The 21,174-nt window shown below is 25.8% G+C and carries 18 protein-coding genes; 12 read left to right on the plus strand and 6 right to left on the minus strand.

Translation table 11 applies throughout. The annotated features are described in order from the left end of the window. Positions 1-32 precede the first annotated feature (32 nt). Positions 33-704, plus strand: coding sequence for a vitamin B12 dependent-methionine synthase activation domain-containing protein (locus I2A66_RS02715; protein ID WP_195250907.1), 672 nt, complete (start codon positions 33-35; stop codon positions 702-704). Positions 705-722: 18 nt separating this feature from the next. After that, a complete protein-coding gene (locus tag I2A66_RS02720; RefSeq protein WP_122639460.1) occupies positions 723-3,146 on the plus strand; it encodes a homocysteine S-methyltransferase family protein in 2,424 nt (807 codons plus the stop codon). A 44-nt stretch (positions 3,147-3,190) separates the two neighbouring features. Here the strand turns inward: I2A66_RS02720 and I2A66_RS02725 are convergent, their stop codons facing one another. Further along, complete coding sequence (locus tag I2A66_RS02725; RefSeq protein ID WP_147515436.1) at positions 3,191-5,281, minus strand: glutamine synthetase III family protein; 2,091 nt, start codon at positions 5,279-5,281, stop codon at positions 3,191-3,193. Between the two features lie 363 nt (positions 5,282-5,644). Between I2A66_RS02725 and I2A66_RS02730 the strand changes: the two genes are divergently transcribed. From I2A66_RS02730 to I2A66_RS02740, 3 genes are read left to right on the plus strand one after another with little or no spacing between them, the layout of a single operon-like run. Then, positions 5,645-6,964, plus strand: coding sequence for a glutamine synthetase family protein (locus I2A66_RS02730; RefSeq protein ID WP_122639458.1), 1,320 nt, complete (start codon positions 5,645-5,647; stop codon positions 6,962-6,964). 32 nt (positions 6,965-6,996) lie between these two features. Further along, complete coding sequence (locus I2A66_RS02735) at positions 6,997-7,566, plus strand: ANTAR domain-containing response regulator (RefSeq protein ID WP_122639457.1); 570 nt, start codon at positions 6,997-6,999, stop codon at positions 7,564-7,566. A 25-nt stretch (positions 7,567-7,591) separates the two neighbouring features. Beyond that, complete coding sequence (locus I2A66_RS02740) at positions 7,592-9,241, plus strand: CTP synthase (RefSeq protein ID WP_195250909.1); 1,650 nt, start codon at positions 7,592-7,594, stop codon at positions 9,239-9,241. Positions 9,242-9,290: 49 nt separating this feature from the next. Here I2A66_RS02740 and I2A66_RS02745 read toward each other — a convergent pair whose 3' ends face one another. Further along, positions 9,291-9,833: a DUF308 domain-containing protein gene (locus tag I2A66_RS02745; RefSeq protein WP_122639455.1), complete on the minus strand. Its 543-nt coding sequence runs from the start codon at positions 9,831-9,833 to the stop codon at positions 9,291-9,293. A 158-nt stretch (positions 9,834-9,991) separates the two neighbouring features. Between I2A66_RS02745 and I2A66_RS02750 the strand changes: the two genes are divergently transcribed. Continuing rightward, the gene (locus I2A66_RS02750; RefSeq protein WP_122639454.1) at positions 9,992-10,420 is read left to right on the plus strand and encodes a DMT family transporter; all 429 of its coding nucleotides are present in this window, start codon (positions 9,992-9,994) and stop codon (positions 10,418-10,420) included. A gap of 55 nt (positions 10,421-10,475) precedes the next feature. Next, entirely contained in the window at positions 10,476-11,123 is a 648-nt protein-coding gene (locus I2A66_RS02755; protein WP_122639453.1) for a diphthine--ammonia ligase, read from the plus strand. 60 nt (positions 11,124-11,183) lie between these two features. On the opposite strand, the gene I2A66_RS02760 is transcribed toward I2A66_RS02755, so the two are convergent. Beyond that, entirely contained in the window at positions 11,184-11,348 is a 165-nt protein-coding gene (locus I2A66_RS02760; RefSeq protein WP_164489006.1) for a hypothetical protein, read from the minus strand. Between the two features lie 416 nt (positions 11,349-11,764). On the opposite strand from I2A66_RS02760, the gene I2A66_RS02765 reads away from it, so the two are divergent. The 3 genes from I2A66_RS02765 to I2A66_RS02775 all read left to right on the plus strand — a co-directional run bounded on the left by I2A66_RS02765 (position 11,765) and on the right by I2A66_RS02775 (position 13,950). Continuing rightward, positions 11,765-12,550, plus strand: a complete 786-nt coding sequence (locus I2A66_RS02765) for a GNAT family N-acetyltransferase (RefSeq protein WP_122639452.1) — start codon at positions 11,765-11,767, stop codon at positions 12,548-12,550. 16 nt (positions 12,551-12,566) lie between these two features. After that, the gene (locus I2A66_RS02770) at positions 12,567-12,824 is read left to right on the plus strand and encodes a hypothetical protein (protein WP_122639451.1); all 258 of its coding nucleotides are present in this window, start codon (positions 12,567-12,569) and stop codon (positions 12,822-12,824) included. Positions 12,825-12,978: 154 nt separating this feature from the next. Next, positions 12,979-13,950 (plus strand): SpoIVB peptidase S55 domain-containing protein, encoded by a 972-nt coding sequence (locus tag I2A66_RS02775; RefSeq protein WP_195250911.1) that lies wholly within the window; start codon positions 12,979-12,981, stop codon positions 13,948-13,950. A 6-nt stretch (positions 13,951-13,956) separates the two neighbouring features. Here the strand turns inward: I2A66_RS02775 and I2A66_RS02780 are convergent, their stop codons facing one another. After that, on the minus strand, positions 13,957-15,372 hold the full coding sequence (locus I2A66_RS02780; RefSeq protein ID WP_122639448.1) for a CehA/McbA family metallohydrolase: 1,416 nt from the start codon (positions 15,370-15,372) through the stop codon (positions 13,957-13,959). A gap of 11 nt (positions 15,373-15,383) precedes the next feature. Then, complete coding sequence (locus I2A66_RS02785) at positions 15,384-16,319, minus strand: zinc dependent phospholipase C family protein (protein WP_122639447.1); 936 nt, start codon at positions 16,317-16,319, stop codon at positions 15,384-15,386. A gap of 130 nt (positions 16,320-16,449) precedes the next feature. Between I2A66_RS02785 and I2A66_RS02790 the strand changes: the two genes are divergently transcribed. Further along, positions 16,450-16,953, plus strand: a complete 504-nt coding sequence (locus I2A66_RS02790; protein WP_122639446.1) for a hypothetical protein — start codon at positions 16,450-16,452, stop codon at positions 16,951-16,953. A 65-nt stretch (positions 16,954-17,018) separates the two neighbouring features. On the opposite strand, the gene pdaA is transcribed toward I2A66_RS02790, so the two are convergent. Beyond that, complete coding sequence (pdaA, locus tag I2A66_RS02795; protein ID WP_147515432.1) at positions 17,019-17,849, minus strand: delta-lactam-biosynthetic de-N-acetylase; 831 nt, start codon at positions 17,847-17,849, stop codon at positions 17,019-17,021. 205 nt (positions 17,850-18,054) lie between these two features. On the opposite strand from pdaA, the gene I2A66_RS02800 reads away from it, so the two are divergent. Then, positions 18,055-21,168, plus strand: a complete 3,114-nt coding sequence (locus I2A66_RS02800; protein WP_122639615.1) for a helicase C-terminal domain-containing protein — start codon at positions 18,055-18,057, stop codon at positions 21,166-21,168. Positions 21,169-21,174: the final 6 nt, after the last annotated feature.

Raw genomic sequence — 21,174 nt, forward strand, 5'->3', positions numbered from 1 at the left:
TTATTGAATTAATAGAAATAAAAGGAGGGTATATGTATATAGAAAATAATGATATATTAACTTTTCTAGGATATAAAAATCAAAAACTAGATGATTCTATTTTAAATATGATAAATTCATGCAAAGAAGAGGCAATTAATCTTATAAATGAAAGATTTATATACGGAGTTTATGATATTGAAGAAGATAAAGATATAAGGCTACTTAATACTAACATAGTTTTAAGTGGAGAAAGTATAACTAGACATTTAAAAGACTGTAATAAGGTTATACTATTTGCATGTACCCTTGGAATTGATATAGAAAGAAAGATAAGATTATATGAAAAGATAGACCTAACAAAAAGTATAATACTAGATGCATGTGCTAGTATATTAGTTGAATCTCTTTGTGATGATATAGAGAAAATAATAAAAAAAGGTTTAAACAAAGAATATAGATATACTTTAAGGTTTAGTCCTGGATATGGAGATTTAGATATAAGTTCACAAAAGAAAGTTATAGGATTACTAGATGCTAATAGAAAAATAGGTTTAACTTGTAGTAGTAATTTTATACTTATGCCAAGAAAATCTGTTACTGCAATAATAGGTATATCAAATAATGATATTAAAAGTGAGTACGATATATGTGATAGTTGCCATGCAAGAGAAAATTGTATGTATAGAAATAATAATAATAAATGTGCAAATTATAATAAATAATGTTTAAGGGGTATGAATATGGATTTAAGAAAATATATAAAAGATAATATATTAATATTTGATGGAGCTATGGGAACTATGCTTCAAAGAGAGGGAATGATTGGCGGGGAGATACCTGAATTTTATAATATTGAAAAAAGAGATATTATAAAGAATATACATAAAAAATATTTAATGGCAGGAAGTAATGTAGTCACAACGAATACGTTTGGTGCAAATAGAATAAAGCTTGAGCATGAAAAATACAGCGTAGATGAAATTATAACATCTGCTATAAATATTGCAAAAGAATCCATAAAAGAAGTTAAAAAAAGTGCTAATATTTTTCTTGATATGGGACCATTAGGAGTTTTAATTGAGCCAATAGGAACTTTAAAATTTCAAGAGGCTTATGAAACATATAAAGAGATTGTACAAATTGGTCAAAGAGAAGGCGTAGATGGATTTATAATTGAAACTATAAGTGATTTATATGAAGCTAAAGCTGCTATACTTGCATGTAAAGAGTACAGTGATAAACCAATATTTTGTACAATGACATTTGATGAAAATAAAAGAACTTTAACAGGTTGTGATACACTTACGATGGTTACAGTTTTAGAAGCTTTAGGAGTTGATGCTCTAGGCGTTAATTGTTCACTAGGACCTAAGGAATTACAAATTGTTATAGATGAAATCTTATCTTATTCATCAATACCAGTTATTGTTCAACCTAATGCAGGTCTTCCTAAGATGAAAAGCGGAGAAACTTACTTTGACATAGATTCAAAAGAATTTACAAAAGAAGTAAAAACAATGATTGAAAAAGGTGTAAGAATAGTTGGAGGATGTTGTGGAACTGATGATAAGTTTATACAAGATTTATCTAAAGAAGTAGCTAATTTAAAACCGAAAACTATAACACTTAAAAATAATACTACAGTATCTAGTGGAAATAAAACTGTAATAATAGGTGAAAATAAAGTTTTAATAGGAGAAAGAATAAATCCAACTGGAAAGAAAAAATTAAAAGAAGCTTTGCAAAATGAAGACTATGACTATATATTAAAAGAAGCAATAAATCAAGTGGAAAGTGGATCTGATATATTAGATGTAAATGTAGGATTACCGGAAATAGATGAAAAAAATACAATGGTAAAAGCTATAAAATCTATTCAAGAAATTATAAATGTGCCACTTCAAATAGATAGTACCGATAATGAAGTTATAGAGGAGGCCTTATTTATATACAATGGAAAACCCATTATAAATTCTGTAAATGGAAAAAAGGAATCTATGAAAAAGATATTCCCTTTAGCTAAAAAGTATGGAGCAGCAGTAATTGGTCTTACTATTGATGAAGATGGAATAAAAAGTAAGGCGGAAGAGAGAGTAAAAATAGCGAAAAAAATTATTGATACAGCAAAAGAGTATGGAATAGATAAAAAAGATATACTAATAGATGTTCTAGCATTAACAGCATCAGCACAACAAAAAGAAGTGCTTGAAAGTGTTAAAGCAATTAAAATGATAAAAGAAGAACTTGGTGTATGCACAGTCCTTGGAGTAAGTAATGTTTCTTTTGGTCTTCCGAATAGAAGCTTATTAACATCTACATTTTTAATGATGTGCTTTACATGTGGACTTGATGCACCGATACTAAATACATTAGACAAAGATGTAGTAAAGTCAATAAAAGCATATAGAGTTTTAGTTAATGAAGATAAAGAAAGTAAAGAATATATAAATCACTGTATGAATTATACAAAATCAGAAGATATAAATTTTATTGAAAAAGAAAAATCAAAGCACTCTTTAATAGATATGATAAAAAAGGGCTTAAAAAATGAAGTAAAAGAAGAAACTAAAAGGCTTCTAAAAAATTATAAGCCTTTAGAAATAGTTGATAATTATATAATTAAATCATTAAATGAAGTTGGAGATGATTTTGAAAAAAATAAATTATTCTTACCTCAACTTATAATGAGCGCAGAAACTGTAAAAATTGCTTTTGATGAAATAAAAGAAAATTTAAATAAAAGTGGAGAAAAGTCTCATAATAAAGGCGAAATAATACTTGCTACAGTAAAAGGAGATATTCACGATATAGGTAAAAATATTGTGAAAGTTCTTTTAGAAAACTATGGATTTAAGATTTATGATTTAGGTAAAGACGTTGATATAGATGAAGTAATTAGAGTTGCCAAAGAAAAAAATATTAAACTCATAGGTCTTAGTGCTCTTATGACTACAACTGTAGTGAATATGAAATCAACTATAGATGCTCTTAGAGAAAATAACATTGATTGTAAGGTAATGGTTGGAGGTGCTGTACTAAATCAAGAGTATGCTAATATGATAGGTGCAGACTATTATGTAAGAGATGCTAGAGAAAGCGTAAAAGTAGCACAAGGTTTATTTTTAAATCAAGTTGATAACACTATACAAAAAACAATTAAATAAAAAATGATTGTACTTTAATAAAGTACAATCATTTTTTATTTAATCTATATACTAAATAATAGATCACCATAAGTTGGATATGGCCAATATTTATCACTAACTATTAATTCTAATTCATCAGCAACGGCTCTTACTTCTTGCATAGCAGGAATTATATTATCTTTATAATATTTTGCAGTACTTAAAGTTCCTTCATAATCTTTAGAATTTATAAGAAGATTATCCAAAGTATCTAATCTTTTTGATAAGCAGCTATTTAATGAAGAAAGTTTTGATACTAAATCAATTTCTAAGCTACAATCTATATCAGAAGAAAGAGATTTTTTTGATAAAGCAGTATCACTTAATTCTTTTATATACTCACAAACTGCTGGTATAACATCTTTTTTTATCATATCGCATAAAGTAAGTGCTTCTATATTTATTGTTTTAGAATATTCATCTAAAAGTATTTCATATCTAGACTCAATTTCTTCCTTAGTATATATACCATGTTTTTCGAATAATTTTATATTTTTATCTAATGTATAATAAGGAAGAGCATCAACTGTAGTTTTTAAGTTAAACAAACCTCTTTTATTGGCTTCTTCTACCCATTCATCAGAATAATTATTTCCATTAAATATTATATTTTTATGTTTTAAATAAGTATCTCTTATCAAATTATTTACATCACTTTCAAAGTCATCAGATTTTTCAAGCAAGTCAGCAAACTCACATAATGAATTACCTACTATTGTATTTAAAATAGTATTCGGACAAGCAATAGAAACTGTTGAACCTAACATACGGAATTCAAATTTATTTCCTGTAAATGCAAATGGTGAAGTTCTATTTCTATCAGTAGAATCTTTTTTAAATGAAGGTAGTACATCTACAGCAATTTCCATCTTAGCAGCAAGGGATTGATTATATTCAACATTATCTTCTATAGATTGTAAAACTGCCTCTAAATCAGAACCTAAGAACATAGAAACTATTGCAGGTGGAGCTTCATGTCCTCCTAAACGATGGTCATTTCCAGCACTTGAAACGGATATTCTAAGTAAATCTTGATATTCATCTACTGCCTTTATTACAGCTACTAAGAATAATAAAAATTGAGTATTATCTCTAGGATTCTTTCCTGGGCTTAATAAATTCTTACCAGTGTTAGTACATAAAGACCAGTTATTATGTTTACCACTACCATTAAGGCCAGCAAATGGTTTTTCATGTAAAAGACAAACTAGGCCATGTTTAATTGCGATAGTTTTCATTAAATCCATTACAAGTTGATTATGGTCACTTGCAACATTACTATTAGCAAATATTGGAGCTAATTCATGTTGAGCAGGAGCAACTTCATTATGTTCAGTTTTTGATAATACTCCTAATTTCCAAAGTTCCTCATCTAGTTCCTTCATAAATGCAGCAACTCTAGGCTTTATAGCTCCAAAGTAATGATCATTAAGTTCTTGACCTTTTGGAGATCTTGCACCTAATAAAGTTCTTCCACAAAATTGTAAATCTTCTCTTTTATCATAAAGCTTTTTATCTATTAAGAAATATTCTTGTTCTGGACCAACTGTAGTTGTTACTCTAGTTGTAGTAGTATCACCAAATAATTTTAGTATTCTTAAAGATTGTTTATTTATAACTTCCATAGATCTAAGTAAAGGAGTTTTCTTATCTAATACTTCCCCTAAATAAGAGCAAAATACAGTAGGTATACATAAAGTATTATCTCTTATAAATGCATAAGATGTAGGATCCCAAGCTGTATATCCTCTAGCTTCAAAGGTACTTCTAAGCCCTCCAGATGGAAAACTTGATGCATCAGGTTCACCTTTTATAAGTTCTTTTCCAGAAAACTCCATTATCACAGATCCATCAGATGTAGGAGAAATAAAACTATCATGTTTTTCAGCAGTTATGCCAGTCATAGGTTGGAACCAATGAGTAAAATGAGTAGCACCTTTTTCAATAGCCCAATCTTTCATAGAATTTGCAACTATATTTGCTATATTTATATCAAGAGTTGATCCATCATCTATTGTTTCTTTTAATTTTTTATAAACATCCTTAGGTAATCTTTCTTTCATTACCTTATCATTAAATACCATACTTCCGAATATATCTGGAATATTTATCATAATAAATTACCCCCAAATTATTATAGTAGTTAAATATAAGAGAACTTCTTTGTATCTTATATTTTATTTTTAAAATAAAAAAAGCGCAGTAGGTAATAACCTACAGCGCCTTTGCTGTTTTATTTATTATTTATAGTGTCATTGTATGAAAATAATTTTAGATTGTCAACATAAAAAAATATATCTATAAATAAATATTTTTTTATTATTGAAAATAATCGAAATAATCGGAATATATTGACACAAATATATATCTGCTTTACAATTATACATATTAAAATGAACAAAGGTGTTCATCATGAGGTAAAAGTCTGTATTTTTATCTTTTGATGAGCACCTTTTTATTATTTTTAGGAGGACGTTATGAGTTATAAAGAGAGTGAAGTAATGGAGTTTATTGAAGATAACGATGTTAAATTTATAAGACTTGCATTTTGCGATATTTTTGGAATGCAAAGAAATATATCTATAATGCCAAATGAGTTAGAAGATGCGATAAAATATGGAGTAAAATTTGATGCATCTTTTATGAGTGGATTTATGAATATAGAAGATAGTGACTTATATTTATATCCGGATCTAAAAACTTTATCAATACTTCCTTGGAGACCTCAACATGGAAGGGTTATAAGATTTTTTTGTGATATAAAGTATCCTGATGGTCGTCATTTTGAGGGTGATGGAAGACATATAATGAAGTCAGTAATAGATAAAGGACGTGATTTAGGTTATTTATTTAAAGTAGGTTCAGAGTGCGAGTTTTACCTATTTGAACTAGATGAAAATGGAAGCCCTACAAATATACCACAAGACTTTGCTAGTTACTGCGATATAGCACCATTGGATAAAGGTGAAAACATTAGAAGAGAAATATGCCTAATATTAGATGAGATGGGAATAGAGTTAAATAATTCACATCATGATCATGGGCCGGGACAAAATGTAATAAATTTTAAAATCTGTGGGCCACTAAGTGCTGCAGATAATATTATTAATTTTAAATCAGTTGTGAAAACAACAGCATCTACAAATGGATTATTTGCATCATTTATGCCAAAGCCACTTGCAAATGAAAGTGGAAGTGGATTACATCTTAATTTTATGATTTGCAAAAATGAATTAAATTTATTTGAAGATCCTAAAATGGTAGATAAAGAAACGGCTGATAAGTTTATTGCAGGAATATTGAATAGGTTAAAGGAGATAACTTTATTTCTAAATCCAATAACGAATTCATATAATAGATTTGGAAATTTTCAAGCACCTAAATTTATAACTTGGTCTAAAAGAAATTTATCACAACTTATAAAAGTTCATATAAGAGATGGTGAATATACAAATATTGAAGTTAGATCATCTGATTCATCTTGTAATCCATATATAGCATTAGCTCTAATAATAAGAGCTGGACTTGAAGGAATAGAAAATAATTTACAGCTTTGTGAAGCTTGTGATGTAAATTTAAATAAAATATTACAAAAAAATTTAAATGATATAGATGCATTGCCTAAAAATCTTTTTGAAGCTATAAATTTGTCAAAAAATAGCCGATTTATAAAAAGTATATTACCTGAAAATGTAATCAACACATATATAGAGACTAAGGAGTATGAGTGGAGAAAGTACGACGCAAGAACAGACAAAGAAAAGGTAGAAAGAGAATTATATTTCTTAAGTGTTTAAGGTATATCTTTTAAGAAATGGATGGTGTATATATGTCAAGTGCCTTAATCGTATCGAGTTCAGAAAAGGGGAAGAGTATTCTTTCTGAAATTATAAAAATGAGTGGATTTTCTAAGATAGAAACTGTAAGCAATGGAAGTGAAGTACGAAGAATTCTTATACAAAATAATTTTGATATAGTACTTATAAACGCACCATTAACTGACGAATTTGGGCATGATTTAGCTTTAAATATAACTGAAAATACATCATCAGGTGTAATACTTATGGTAAAAAGTAATATTGCAGATGAGATATCTGCAAAAGTTGAGGATTTTGGTGTATTTATTGTTGAAAAACCTTTAAATAAACAACTATTGTATCAAGCAATTAAGTTAATATCCACTTCAACAAAAAGAATAACAAAACTGAAGGAAGAAAACTTGAAACTAAAAAATAAAATAAGTGAAATTAGGTTAATAGATCGAGCAAAATGTATTTTAATACAATACTTAAATATGACAGAGCCTCAAGCACATAGATATATAGAAAAGCAAGCTATGGACAGAAGAATTACTAAAAAAGAAGTAGCTCAAAATATACTTAAAACTTATGAAAATTAAAATATAAAATATGGAGGAGTAAATAATGACAAAATTTATATTTGTAACAGGTGGAGTTGTATCTGGCTTAGGAAAAGGAATAACAGCAGCATCTTTAGGACGATTATTAAAAAATAGAGGACTTAAAATAGTTGCTCAAAAACTAGATCCTTATATCAACGTAGATCCAGGTACTATGAGTCCATATCAACATGGGGAAGTTTTTGTTACAGACGATGGAGCAGAAACTGATTTAGATTTAGGTCATTATGAAAGATTTATAGATGAGAATTTAAATAAATATTCAAACTTAACAACTGGAAAAGTATACTGGAATGTACTTATGAAAGAGAGAAATGGTGAGTATTTAGGGGAAACGGTACAGGTAATTCCCCACATAACTAATGAAATAAAAGATTTTGTATATTCCGTTGGAGAAAAAAGCAATGCAGATATTGCTATAGTTGAAATTGGGGGAACAACAGGTGATATAGAAAGTCAACCATTTTTAGAAGCGATAAGACAAATATATCAAGAAGTTGGAAGAAATAATTGTATATTTATACATGTTACATTAATACCTTATATAAGTAGTTCTGGTGAGTTTAAATCAAAGCCAACTCAACATTCAGTAAAAGAACTTCAATCCTTTGGAATAACACCACATATTATTGTGGCTAGATCTGATGAGGCAATTGATGAAAATACAAAACAAAAAATAGCACTATTTTGTAATGTGAAACCTGACTGTGTTATAGAAAATAATAATACAGATGTGCTTTACAAAGTGCCAATTATGTTAGAAGAAAATGGGTTATCGAAAGTTGTATGTAGAGAGTTAGGAATAAAATATGATGAGTGTAATTTAGCTGAATGGAACAATATGATAGATAGAATTGATAATAGAGAAAAGAGTATAAAGATATCTTTAGTTGGTAAATACACAAAATTACATGATGCATACTTATCTGTAGTAGAAGCTCTTAACCATGCAGGATATGAAAATAAATCAAATATAGAGATAAACTGGATTGATTCAGAATATGTTAATGATATTACAGTAGATGAGTTATTAAAGGATAGCGATGGTATATTAGTTCCTGGAGGATTTGGAGATAGAGGGATAGAAGGTATGATTAGAACTGCTAGATATGCTAGAGAAAATAATATACCATATTTGGGTATTTGCTTAGGTATGCAAATAGCAGTAATTGAGTTTGCAAGAAATGTATTAAAATTACATGAAGCGAATTCTAGTGAATTTGTATACTATGGTAAGTATCCTGTAATAGATTTAATGCATGATCAATATGGAAACCTACAAAAGGGAGGTACTATGAGATTGGGAGCATACCCTTGTAAAATAAAAGAAAATACTCAATTGTTCAAGTCATATAAAACTAGTGAAATATTAGAAAGACATAGACATAGATATGAGTTTAATAATAAGTATAGAGCGATTTTTGAAAATTCAGGAATGATTATATGCGGAACATCGCCAGATGATAAATTAGTAGAAGCTGTAGAGGTAGAAAATAATGATTTTTATGTAGGAGTTCAATACCATCCAGAGTTTAAGAGTAGACCAAATCGTGCAAATCCGATAATAAAACAATTTATAAAGGTATCTTTAGAGAATAAAGAAAGAAATATAGAAGTAGAACTTAATAGTTTATCATATCAAAATATATTTTAATTAATATAAAAAGTGATAGATAATTATACCTATCACTTTTAAACTTAATTTATCTTAGGCTATTACCTTTAGCAAATAAACTTAATCCTATCATTAGCACGATAAAAGACATAATAGAAGATATAAATCTAGATAAGAATAATGGAGACATAATCAAAGTTATTCCAAAGAAAATAACAATTACATTCCATAAACCAAATCTAAAGTAAGGATTGTTTTTATTAGTAATGAATTTTAATAATTGATTAACTAATAAATATGCACCTATTACGGATGAAATAAAACCTTGGATTTTAGTTGGAAATAAAAATAAAAGTACAACTAAAATTAATAAGATAGTTTGACTTTGTTTATAAGGTTTAAGTTCTTCTTTTGGAGTGTATCTAGATAGTTCATTAATATTTTTTAAATTTAAATATGCTATAAATAAAAGTGATAGTCCTAATATCCAAGATACTAATTTAATTCCAAATCCTTTAGATACTAAAGATAATGTACCTAAAATAATTAGTATTAGACCAAGTGCTATGAACTTAGTGGCATTTTCTCTTTTATTTAAACCATCTAAATTGATATTAAAAAATTGAAACATAAATTCACCTCATTATATATAATACAAATAAATATTTTATAACATTATAACATAAAATTATTATTTGTAAAAAAGTAAGCATGATAGATTATGGACAAGAATATTAATTAATATAGAGCTTGTATTATAGAGTTTATTAATAATGAGGAGGTTTAATTTTGTCTAATTTAGGAGCAGTAATATTTGCAATATTAGCAGGTCTTTCTACCACATTAGAAGCATTTTTTAATGGAGAATTAGAAAAACATACAACAGCTATGACAGCTACGTTTATAAGTTTAGTTGTAGGAGCGGTATTTTTTTTAATAAGCATATTAATAACTGGAGATTTTAAAGATTTAATGAAATTAGAAAATATAAATCCAATATTATTATTAGGTGGTATATTTGGGGGATTAATAATTTACTTTACAGTAAGAGCAATACCATCTCTTGGTGTTTCAAATACATTGACCTTAATAGTAGTTTCACAAATTATATTAGGATTTGTAATAGATAGCATTATATTAGGTAAGAATACTACACATTTGTACAATTATATAGGAGCAGTATTATTATTCATAGGAGTATTTTTTATGTTAAACTAAACATATAAGGCTTATGCTAAATTTTTACAAATAAAATATATAAAGGAGATTTAATATGAACGATAAATTTGTAATGTCTTTTAGTGGTGGAAAAGATAGTATGCTAGCTTTACATAGAATGATTAAAAATGGGAATACTCCAGTTGCTCTTTTAACTACTGTAAAAAAAAATCAGGATTCATCTTGGACACACGGTATAAATAATAATTTTTTAAATAAAGTAAGTGAAAGTTTGGGTATAGAACTTATAACTGTAGAGTGTGAAGTTGAAGAATACGAAAAAGAATTTGAGAAAAAATTATTAGAAGCTAAACAAAAAGGTGCTAACGTTTGTGTTTATGGAGATATAGACATAGAGCATCATAAACAATGGGGAGTAGATAGATGTAATGTATCTAATATGAAAGCTGAATTTCCTTTATGGCAAGAAGATAGAGAGAAATTAGTTTATGAATTTATTGATAGTGGATATAAAGCAACAATAAAAAAAGTTAACTTAGATAACTTAGGTGAGCAATTTTTAGGGAAGGTATTAACTAAAGAGTTAATAGAGGAGATAAAAGCCACTGGATCTGATGCATGTGGGGAAAATGGAGAATACCATACATTTGTAAGTGATGGACCATTATTTAAAAATCCTATACAATTTAAAATTGATAAAATTACCTTAGATAAAAATTATGGTCATTTAGATATTATATAATGCAAAGACAATATTAAATAGGTTAAAACCTATTTAATATTGTCTTTTTTTACTTGAAAGCTATTTCTTTTCCCAAGCTATCATGACATAATCTTTTCCAGTTTCCTCTTTTACTAAATGTTCAGCTTTGTCAATAGCTGCTTTTTCAGATGAATTAAGATTAGCTAATTCAAAATGTCCATGATTACAATTACATCCTGAACTACAAGTCGATTTGTTTTCCATATTAAGTCCTCCTTAAGATGAATTAGTTATATTTTATGAATTAATAAGAAATATATAAGTAAATAAAATTTGAATTTTTAGAAATAATAAAAAGTTATTATAAAATTTGCTAGATATTTATTTTGTAATAATACGTATAAGTATCAAAACTAAATGCATATATAAATAAGGTAGGTAAAAATGTAAAATATAAATTTTGAAGAAAATTATCATATAACTATGATTTATAGAGGATATTACATCAACAGTAAAGAATATATATGGTGTATGTGTAACTTTGTAAATAAAATAATTATTAAATAATAGGAAATGCTATTGATATATACGATATATTTTTTTATAATTAGGTCAAGTCCACTAAAATTTTTTATAATTAATAGGCTTATTAGTTGTAAAAAGATAAGGGGGGAATACTTTTGATTACAAAAGTAAATGAAAGCTTAGAAAAAGCGTTTTGGGAATATGTATCGCATGAAGAGCGTATTAATTTATTCATAATAGGCGATGTTGAAAATTATGGATTAAATACAGAATTTCAAGAAGTTTGGTTTCAAATTTGCAACGAAAAGATTGCTGCTGTAATGCTAAGATATTACAAATCTTTAGTAATTTATAGTTATGAGAATGATTTTGATGTAGATGAAATGATAAGTCATATAAATACTTTGGATATAAAAGAGATTAGTGGGAAAAAATCGGTTATAGATAAATTATTAGACGGATATGAAGATTATAAAGAATTTAAAGAAACTTATTTTTGTAGCTTAAAAAGTTTAAATAATATAGAAACTTTAGTAGGTACAGAAAATAAGATTCAAAAAGCTGAAGTAAAAGATTTAGAAGAATTAAATAAATTCTTAAGTCAAATAGATGGAATGCATGCACCAGATTATATACCATCAAAGACTAAGCAATTAAATGAGAAGAATACAAGGATTTATTTTGTAAAAGATAATGATAAAATAATAAGCACAGTATCTACAGGAATAGAGACAAGCTTTTTAGCTATGATTTGTGGTGTAGGTACAGATATAAATTATAGAAATAAAGGGTTAGCTACATATATGGTATACACATTATCAAAAGAATTATTTAATGAAGGTAAAGTACCTTGTTTATTTTATAATAATGAGTACGCAGGCAGAATTTATAAAAAAATAGGATATGAAGTAGATGATAAGTGGAGCATTTTATTAAAATAATCACCAGGAGATTAAAATGGAAAAAATATATAGATTAAAGCAATATGGATTAAAAGCATTAAAAGAGACTGTTATAATAGTATTAGTAAGTTTAATTTTACTTTATTTAGGTTTAAAATTAGATAATTCTATAATTTTAGATTTACTAATTAACTTTAAAAATATAGTACTTATTGCAGGTATAGTTTTATTTGTAATTTGGTATTTTATTATATTAGGTGTTAACTATATATATGGAGAAATGGATATAAGATCAAAAAAAAATAAAAAGTAAATTAAAAGCGAGTATGTAAGTACTCGTTTTTTTAGTTAAATAAATGAAGTTGATGCAAATAGTAAAGTTGGATAAAGTACTTACCATTATAATATATTTGATAGATACACATAATAATACTGCAATTAAAAATATTTTATTGAAGGAGTACTATATGAAAAAGTCCTTTAAAACAAATTTAAAAATGTTTTTAATTATTTTTACTTTAATAGTATTATTTCCAAGTTGTATTCATTCAATGCAAAAAAAAGAAGAAATTCCTTCAGAAGTTATTATAGGAGGAGAACTTTTACAGATTAATATGGATACTCAAAAAGTTATGTATTATAAAAGAGATAACAAATTTAAAAATTTGGAAAACTTCGATTTAATATGTAAAATAGATAATAAAAAAATAAAAAATAGAAATGATATTTTTAATTATATTATCTATAACAAAGCTAAAAATTATAAGGTTTTAATATTAAGAAATGGAAAGTATGAAAACATAATGTTAAGTAAAGAAGAACTTAATCCATCCTATTTTACAGAATACATTCCATTTTGCGCTACATTAACTTATATAGATCCAAAAGAAAATACATTTGGAGCTGTAGGACATAATATAAGAGTTAATGAACTAAATGATATAATTTCAAAACAAGGTAAGATATATTTATGTAATGTAGTAGAAATAAAAAAATCTAATAAATGTGAAATTGGTAGTATTTATGGAAAAATGAAAGACAAAAGTCAAGGTAATATATATAAAGTAAATGACTTTGGAGCAAAGGGAAAAATAACTTGTGATAATTTTAAAGATAAACAAATTTATAAGGTAGGTAAAGTTGAAGATGTTCAATTAGGACATGCAAGTTTAGTTATAAGTAATAGTACTGAAGAAAATAAAAAGTTTTATGATATTAATATAACTAAAATAAACAATCAAGATGAGCCAAGCACTCAAGGATTTGAATTTGAAGTAGTTGATAAAGATTTTATAAATTCATATGGTGGTATACTACAAGGTATGAGTGGCTCACCAATAATACAAAATGGAAAAATAATAGGTGCATTATCACATGTATTAGCTACAAATACAAAAGAAGGTGTTGGTTTATATATAGAGTGGATGATGGAAAAATAAATTCCATCATCTTATTTTTACCCATATAGGAGCAGTAATTGATATCTTATTATTTTGTTGTATTATTTTAGCATAATAAAATGCATCTTCTTTAGCCTTGATAGTAAAATCTAATTTAGCAAAATTAGAATTAAAGCTTTGTTTTTTTATAATTGATCCATTGTTACTTATAATTTGAATATCTTTAATAGTATCACTATTATCATTATCTATAGCACTAACAGAAAAATTTAATTTCGATGGTTTTTTTAGCGTAGAACCTAAGGGTGAATCATTTATTGTATAATCTATCTTTATGTTCTTATCTTCTGTTGCATATACTCTCATATGTCTTAATCCATCATATAAAGCATCCTTTGTTAAGTCAGTAGATAAAATAACTGTTCTAAACTCATTTGCTATACCAAAATCAACTTTGTGATTATCTTGATTACATGTAGGTGCAACGTGCCAACCTTTATCTAAAGCATATTGATACATATCATATGCTTTTATATTTTTATCCATAGATTTATTATATCCATTACCTATTTCTAATAAGCAAATTACTTTATCTGCAGCTTGTGAATATTTAAAGTCATTAAACTTACCAAACTTATCACATGGATGATTAAATTGTCCTATTAAATCTTCGTAGTTAGATATAATTTGGTAAAATCTATCTAAGTCTAAACTGGTATCATTAGAAGAAATAAATCCATCTGTATTTAATACATTAATATGTCCTTTTGGATTTTCATCATTCATATCATATGTCATTTCAAATCCAGATAATGCTATAAATTCACCATTACTTGAATACTTATCAGCACAAGTTATTAAGTTATTCCATTTTTTAGAAGGTGATGAATCATTTAAAGTACACATTAAGTCATTATCTAAATAATTAGAATGGTCTGTTATAGCAAAAAAATCTAAATTAGCTTTATATTTTGCTAAATAATAAGCATCTTCATAGGTACCATGGCCATCGCTATTTTCTGTATGAGCATGAAGTAAACCTCTATAGTGAGTATATACAGGAGTACCAACTGTAAAATACCATTCAAATTCTTTTTTATTATTAGATAAGTCACTTAATTCAATTTTTACTATTTGGTTACCTCTTTTAAATTTAGTTTTAGGCGTATAAGTAATCTTTTCATTTGTAATTGTACAATCACTTGTAACATCTTTATAATTTACAAAAAATTTTACTGATGATAAATTTATACCAGTATCATCTTTATAAGACACTGATATTGTAGGTTTTCCAACTATATATTGTTGGCATTTAGATGGATTTACTTTTTTTATAATCGGTGGAGTTAAATCATCTTTTATTTCATTTATAGCACTTACAGTATCATCATTACTTTCATGTATAAAGACTAACAATAAAAGTATTGGTACTATTAAAAATATTATCTTTTTCACATTCATTAAATCATCCCTTAATAACTAATTTTAAACTCTAAAAAATCAATAGAAGATTTATTTTTAAAGTAAGAATCTAATTTTATAGAAGTATCTAAAAATATATCTAAGCTATTATTGTATATATCTAAAAAAGAGCAGTTATGCTTTTTTAGGGTAATAGGATCTACCCATACAGAGTGATTTTCATTGAGTAAATCATTTACACAATGTGAATAGTTAGAATATATTTCATTATCTATAAAACTATTTTTTACAGTTGTGTTTTTTATATTTAAATAAATTTTAGAAAATAGGTTATATGATGTATTTAATTTTTTTTCTACTTTTTTAAATGTATAATATGATTTTTTTATATCGTCATAAGTGATTTTTTTATTATACACATAGCTTAGTAAATAACTATACATATCACAAATTACTAATAAATCATCATTACTAATATCAATATTTAAATAATCTTTAAAGTCATATGGTTTTAAGCTTTTAAATTTGAATAATATTAATTTATCAATATGAGTTTCAATACTTTTATGAAGAGCTACAGCACTTTTATATTTATATTTTTCCTTTAGCGTTTTTTGTAAACTATATATATATGGATGAGCGTATTCATCTAATATATAGTGAGATAAAAAACCGTATATATATGAGATACAAACGTTTTTAAAGTTTGTGTCATTAAATAAATGTTCTAAATTATTTTTACTATTACAATACATAACCATATTATTAAAAAAAATATTAGTATCTTTATTGTGAATAAGAGCACTTAATAGAGAAGTATTTTTTTTATTCAAAAAGGATAAATCATTATAATAATTAAAAAAATTAGAACCTTGGCTCCCTAAGTTATATACATTAATATTTTTTTTTATTATATTTTGTGTTTTTATATCTAAATTATTAAAACAATCATTAGCAAATAAATAGTGTGTAATAGCCCTTGGCATTTTTTTATCCTCCAATTCATAATTGTAATCATTATGATATGTAAATTTAAAAACCTATATACATTAGAACAAGCTTATGGATAATATAATTTATTAAGTAAATAAATAAAATCATCCTGGGAGGATATTTATGTTAGTGGATTCTATAAAAATAAATGTAAAAAAGAAAGATGCTATTAGAAAGATATTTAATAAAACACCTTTAATTAGTAAAGTAATACAATTTAATAATAAGGCTCAAGATATACATCTAGAATATATAGAGTTTAAAATTTTAAAGTATCAAATAACTAGCAAAAAGGGGAGTATGAATTTATTTAGAAATAGTTCTAAAAAGTTCGATGTAACCATGGTAGTAAATACATATAGCGGATATTCTGAGTCTGTAGATTCTATTCCAATTACAGTAAAAAGATATGTACCAAAAAGTTGTATAAAAAAATCTAAAGTTGATGACTACGAAATTATTGAAGAAGTGAAAAATCAAATTATAAAGTTTATGGAAAAAAAATATAAAAATGATATGTTAGATAATCTAAATATACAAAATATAAAGCTACTAGAAATAAAAAGTATATATAAACCATACTGGGTAGCAGAATATAAAGGAAAAAATATATTAGTAGATGCTTAAATTAAAAGTATAAGTAAAGATCTTAAATTATTGAAATATATTTATTTAAGACCTTTACTTTATATTTAATTTTTATTTGATTTAACTAAATAATCAAATGTTTCTAATCTATATCCTTCTTTTTCCCAGTGAGTAAGAACTTCATCAAGTATTTCGCTATTTGTTTTTGAATTAGGATGAAGTAAAACTATTGCACCTGGATGTGTTCTAGAATAGATTTTTTCTTTTGCAAACTCTGGAGTAGGTTGCTTATCATTATACCAATCTACATAAGCAAAGCTCCAAAATATTGAACTATAACCTAAGTCTTGTGTGTATTTTAAAGACTCTTCGCTAAATTTTCCCATTGGAGGTCTAAAGTATTTAGGCATATCCTTATTTGTAACATTCTTATAAGATTCTTCTACACTAATAACTTCATCTTTAAACTTATCAAAATCATGTATACTTGCCATAGAAGGATGATTTTTAGAATGATTGCAAACTAAATGTCCTTCTTTTTCCATACGTTTTATAAGGTCAGGATTAGTGTCAATATAAGTTCCAACTACGAAGAAATGGGCTTTAGCACTATGTTTCTTTAATACATCTAAGATTTTGCTTGTATAACCATTTTCATACCCTTCATCAAATGTTAAATATATTACCTTTTCATTAGGGTCTCCTACATAATAAGAATCATATTTCTTAAAGAAACTAGCTTCTTGAGGTGGAGACGGTTGCTTTCCATCGTTACGAGGATTAAAATACCAATTATATTCAGTAGTACTAAGCCCAGGAGAATAAATTTGAGTTTTAAGCTTTTTGACTAGAGAAAAATTTGGTACAACTAACAATGTGAAAGCAATTAAAAAAGCACCTAATATATAATAATTTTTATAGCTTTTTTTATTCACAAAATCACCTCTAATTATAATAAATTTAACTTTATATAGTTTTTATAATTATGGTCGATTATATACCACAAATTAGAACAATATATCGCTATAAAATTTTGTCAATTAATATAAAATATTTAAAAATTATAAAATGTATAGTAAAGTAAATATTATATAAAACTAAGATAAACTTAGAAGTAAAGTAATATTGAAAGGACTTAAAATGGATGAAGTGGAGAATATAATAAAATTAAGAAATGATATTATTAGTGTGATAAATAATGTTATTTTTTTAGATATAGAAACAAGTGGATTAAATCCGAGTAAATCTGAAATATTAGAAATTGGAGCTGTGAAAATAAACAATAAAGAAATAACTACCTTTAGGTCTTTAATAAAAAATAAAAAAGAAATACCACTAGAGATATTTTCTTTATGTAGTGAATTAAAAAGAGAAGACTTTAATAATGCGATGGATTTAAATACGGTGAAAAAATATCTTATAGACTTTATTGAGGATAAAGTTATAGTATGTCATAATGCAGAATTTGAAAAAAGTTTCTTTAATTTTTATATACCGGAAATTAAAAATAAGATTATAGATTCTATGGAATTAGCAGCGATATTAGAGCCATATCATAAAGAATATAGTTTAGATTATCTAAAAAAGAGAATAACCAATGATAAAAGTGATGAAAAACATAGAGCATTAGATGATGCTATAGATACTATAAACGTTGTGAATGCACTTTTAATGAGACTTAATAAAAGTGAAATTAATAACGCAACACTAGAACCATTAAGTTTTAAAATAAATTCTTATTTAAATAAATTTGGATTATCAAGTTGGGACTGGAGTAGATTTATAGATGAAGGAAATTATGAAATAGATGAATATAACATAAAGTATGAAGATAATAAAAGCAACTTATCATATAGAGATAAAAAGAAGGAAAAGGAAATCTTTAATAAAATACATTCAAAGCATAGTCCATATGAAGACTTGCTTAAGGATGATAGCATTTGGGCAAGTAAAGAAGGATTTATATATGAGTTTAGACCAGGACAGTATGAACTTACAAAAACTATAAGAGAAACTTTTAGAGGAAACCATGGGTCAGCTAATATTGCATGTATAGAAGCACCAACAGGTATTGGAAAAAGTATTGGATATTTATTACCAGCAATTTTAGAAGCTAGATTAAGAAATCAAAGAATAATAGTATCTACAGATACTAAGGAACTACAAACTCAGCTTATAAACAAAGATATTCCTAATATACTTAATTCTCTAGAGTTAAATAATAAAGTAAGTTATGGATATATAAAAGGAAAAAATAACTATATATGTGTGGAGAAGCTAGAATCATATAAATATGATTATAAGTCTGATGATTTAAATAAATTAGAAGTATTAGGAATTATATATCTAGAGAGATTAGTAGAAAATGGAGATTATGGAGATATAGAAGAAATAAATTATTGGATCTTAAATCATTTTACTGGAATAATGAATCATATTATAAGCTCAAGTTGTGATCCTAACTTATGTAGACCTAAAAAATGTATTAAAAATTGTTTATATAAAAAAAGAGTTGAAGAATTAAAAGAAGAAGACATAACAGTAATAAATCACTCACTACTTGCTAAATGGCCATATAAAGAAGAAAAGCCAATTGAAAATTTAATAGTAGATGAGGCACATAATTTAACTGAAAAAGGATATGATTTTTTCTCTAGTATAGTAGATTCTAGGGCTTTTTTATATTTTTTACAGGAAATATATCCTTATGAAAATATATATAATAGTCCCTTTTCATATAATAAAAAGCTTAAAAAAGTTAAGATGTTTGATAAATTTTATAATCATATAAGATTAGATAGAACTATTAAAGATAAAATAAGTACAAATATAAACTTAATAGTAGAAGAAATTCAATCACTACTTATTTATGGAGAAACTAGCGAGTATAGTAATTTAAGTATGTATAATTTAAGATGGGAGTTAAATCTACAATCAAATGAAGTTGCTGGAAAGATAAAAAAGAATGGAGAGTATGCAAGTATTACATATAATCCATATAGTGAAAGAATAAAGATTAGCTGTGAAACTATATTAAGAAATATTACATCAATATTAGTAGCTATTGATAGAAATATGGAAGATGATAGTTGTGATAAAGAATCTGATGTATATAAATTTGGTAAGTCAAGGTTTAAGGATATGGAAGATATAAGAAATACTATTCAAGCCTTTTTAGAATATAGCGAAGATGATAATTTTGCGAGAATAGTAGATATAGATAAAAACTTTAAGTATTTTGAAATTAGAGTAGTTCCATTAAATATAGCAGACTTATTTGAAGAAAATATACTAAGTTCTTTATCTACAGGAATATTTTTATCAGCTACATTAAGTGTAGGAAATAAGATGGATTACTTTAAAAGAACGTTAGGAATAAATAGAGTTAATAATTTAGAAAAAGTAATAGAACCTATTTATGATTATAAAAGGAGGCTATCTTTAATTAGTGTAAATGATATTTGTAGTTATAAAAATAATTCATTTATAGATGAAATAAGTATGATTATAAGTGATATTTGTGATATAACTAATGGGCATACTTTATGTCTATTTAATAGTAAGGACAGGCAGACTAAGACTTATGAGGTTTTAAAGAATTACTTACATGAAAAAGATATAGAAATTTATAGTGACAAAAAAGGTATAAATGTACTTAAAGATATAAATAAAAAATGTGTAGTATTAGGTTCTAAAGGCTGTTTTGAAGGTGTAGATGTTCCGGGAGATGGACTTATATGTGCTACGTTGGATAAAATACCAAACTTAAACCCCAAAGATCCTTTGTATTCAACTATAATGCATAAATACAATATACCTTATCACAGAATAAACTATCCTCAGCTAGCTATAAAAATAAAGCAAGCTTTAGGACGTATATTAAGGAGTAAATATGATTATGGTTGCTTTGTTATACTTAATAGTGGAAGTAATAAAACTACTTTAAGGATGCTTGAAAAAGATTTACATGGATGTAGAATTATTAGTATGAATAGAAGTAATATGTATAAGAATATGGAAGCTCATTTTAAAAGATGCAGAGATGAAATTATAAAATCTGCCATTATGGATATTTCAAAAAGTTTAAAAAGTATACAAATTAAAGATATGAAAAAAGCTGAAAATTATATAAATGAAGAAATAAAAAAACGAACTTTGAGTAGTAGAGTACGTTATATGGGTGATTTACAAAAAACTTTTAAAATAAAGTATTTTAATATAAATTATTTAATAAATAAAGATAAGATACTTTAATGATTA

Source organism: Romboutsia sp. 1001713B170207_170306_H8, assembly GCF_015550495.1.
Classification (GTDB): domain Bacteria; phylum Bacillota; class Clostridia; order Peptostreptococcales; family Peptostreptococcaceae; genus Romboutsia_E.

Bases quoted from the DNA above. Each gene is read 5' to 3' on its own strand.
- I2A66_RS02715 (WP_195250907.1), top strand. From the start codon at position 33: ATGTATATAGAAAATAATGATATATTAACTTTTCTAGGATATAAAAAT.
- I2A66_RS02720 (WP_122639460.1), top strand. From the start codon at position 723: ATGGATTTAAGAAAATATATAAAAGATAATATATTAATATTTGATGGA.
- I2A66_RS02725 (WP_147515436.1), bottom strand. From the start codon at position 5,281: ATGATAAATATTCCAGATATATTCGGAAGTATGGTATTTAATGATAAG.
- I2A66_RS02730 (WP_122639458.1), top strand. From the start codon at position 5,645: ATGAGTTATAAAGAGAGTGAAGTAATGGAGTTTATTGAAGATAACGAT.
- I2A66_RS02735 (WP_122639457.1), top strand. From the start codon at position 6,997: ATGTCAAGTGCCTTAATCGTATCGAGTTCAGAAAAGGGGAAGAGTATT.
- I2A66_RS02740 (WP_195250909.1), top strand. From the start codon at position 7,592: ATGACAAAATTTATATTTGTAACAGGTGGAGTTGTATCTGGCTTAGGA.
- I2A66_RS02745 (WP_122639455.1), bottom strand. From the start codon at position 9,833: ATGTTTCAATTTTTTAATATCAATTTAGATGGTTTAAATAAAAGAGAA.
- I2A66_RS02755 (WP_122639453.1), top strand. From the start codon at position 10,476: ATGAACGATAAATTTGTAATGTCTTTTAGTGGTGGAAAAGATAGTATG.
- I2A66_RS02760 (WP_164489006.1), bottom strand. From the start codon at position 11,348: ATGGAAAACAAATCGACTTGTAGTTCAGGATGTAATTGTAATCATGGA.
- I2A66_RS02770 (WP_122639451.1), top strand. From the start codon at position 12,567: ATGGAAAAAATATATAGATTAAAGCAATATGGATTAAAAGCATTAAAA.
- I2A66_RS02775 (WP_195250911.1), top strand. From the start codon at position 12,979: ATGAAAAAGTCCTTTAAAACAAATTTAAAAATGTTTTTAATTATTTTT.
- I2A66_RS02780 (WP_122639448.1), bottom strand. From the start codon at position 15,372: ATGAATGTGAAAAAGATAATATTTTTAATAGTACCAATACTTTTATTG.
- I2A66_RS02785 (WP_122639447.1), bottom strand. From the start codon at position 16,319: ATGCCAAGGGCTATTACACACTATTTATTTGCTAATGATTGTTTTAAT.
- I2A66_RS02790 (WP_122639446.1), top strand. From the start codon at position 16,450: ATGTTAGTGGATTCTATAAAAATAAATGTAAAAAAGAAAGATGCTATT.
- I2A66_RS02800 (WP_122639615.1), top strand. From the start codon at position 18,055: ATGGATGAAGTGGAGAATATAATAAAATTAAGAAATGATATTATTAGT.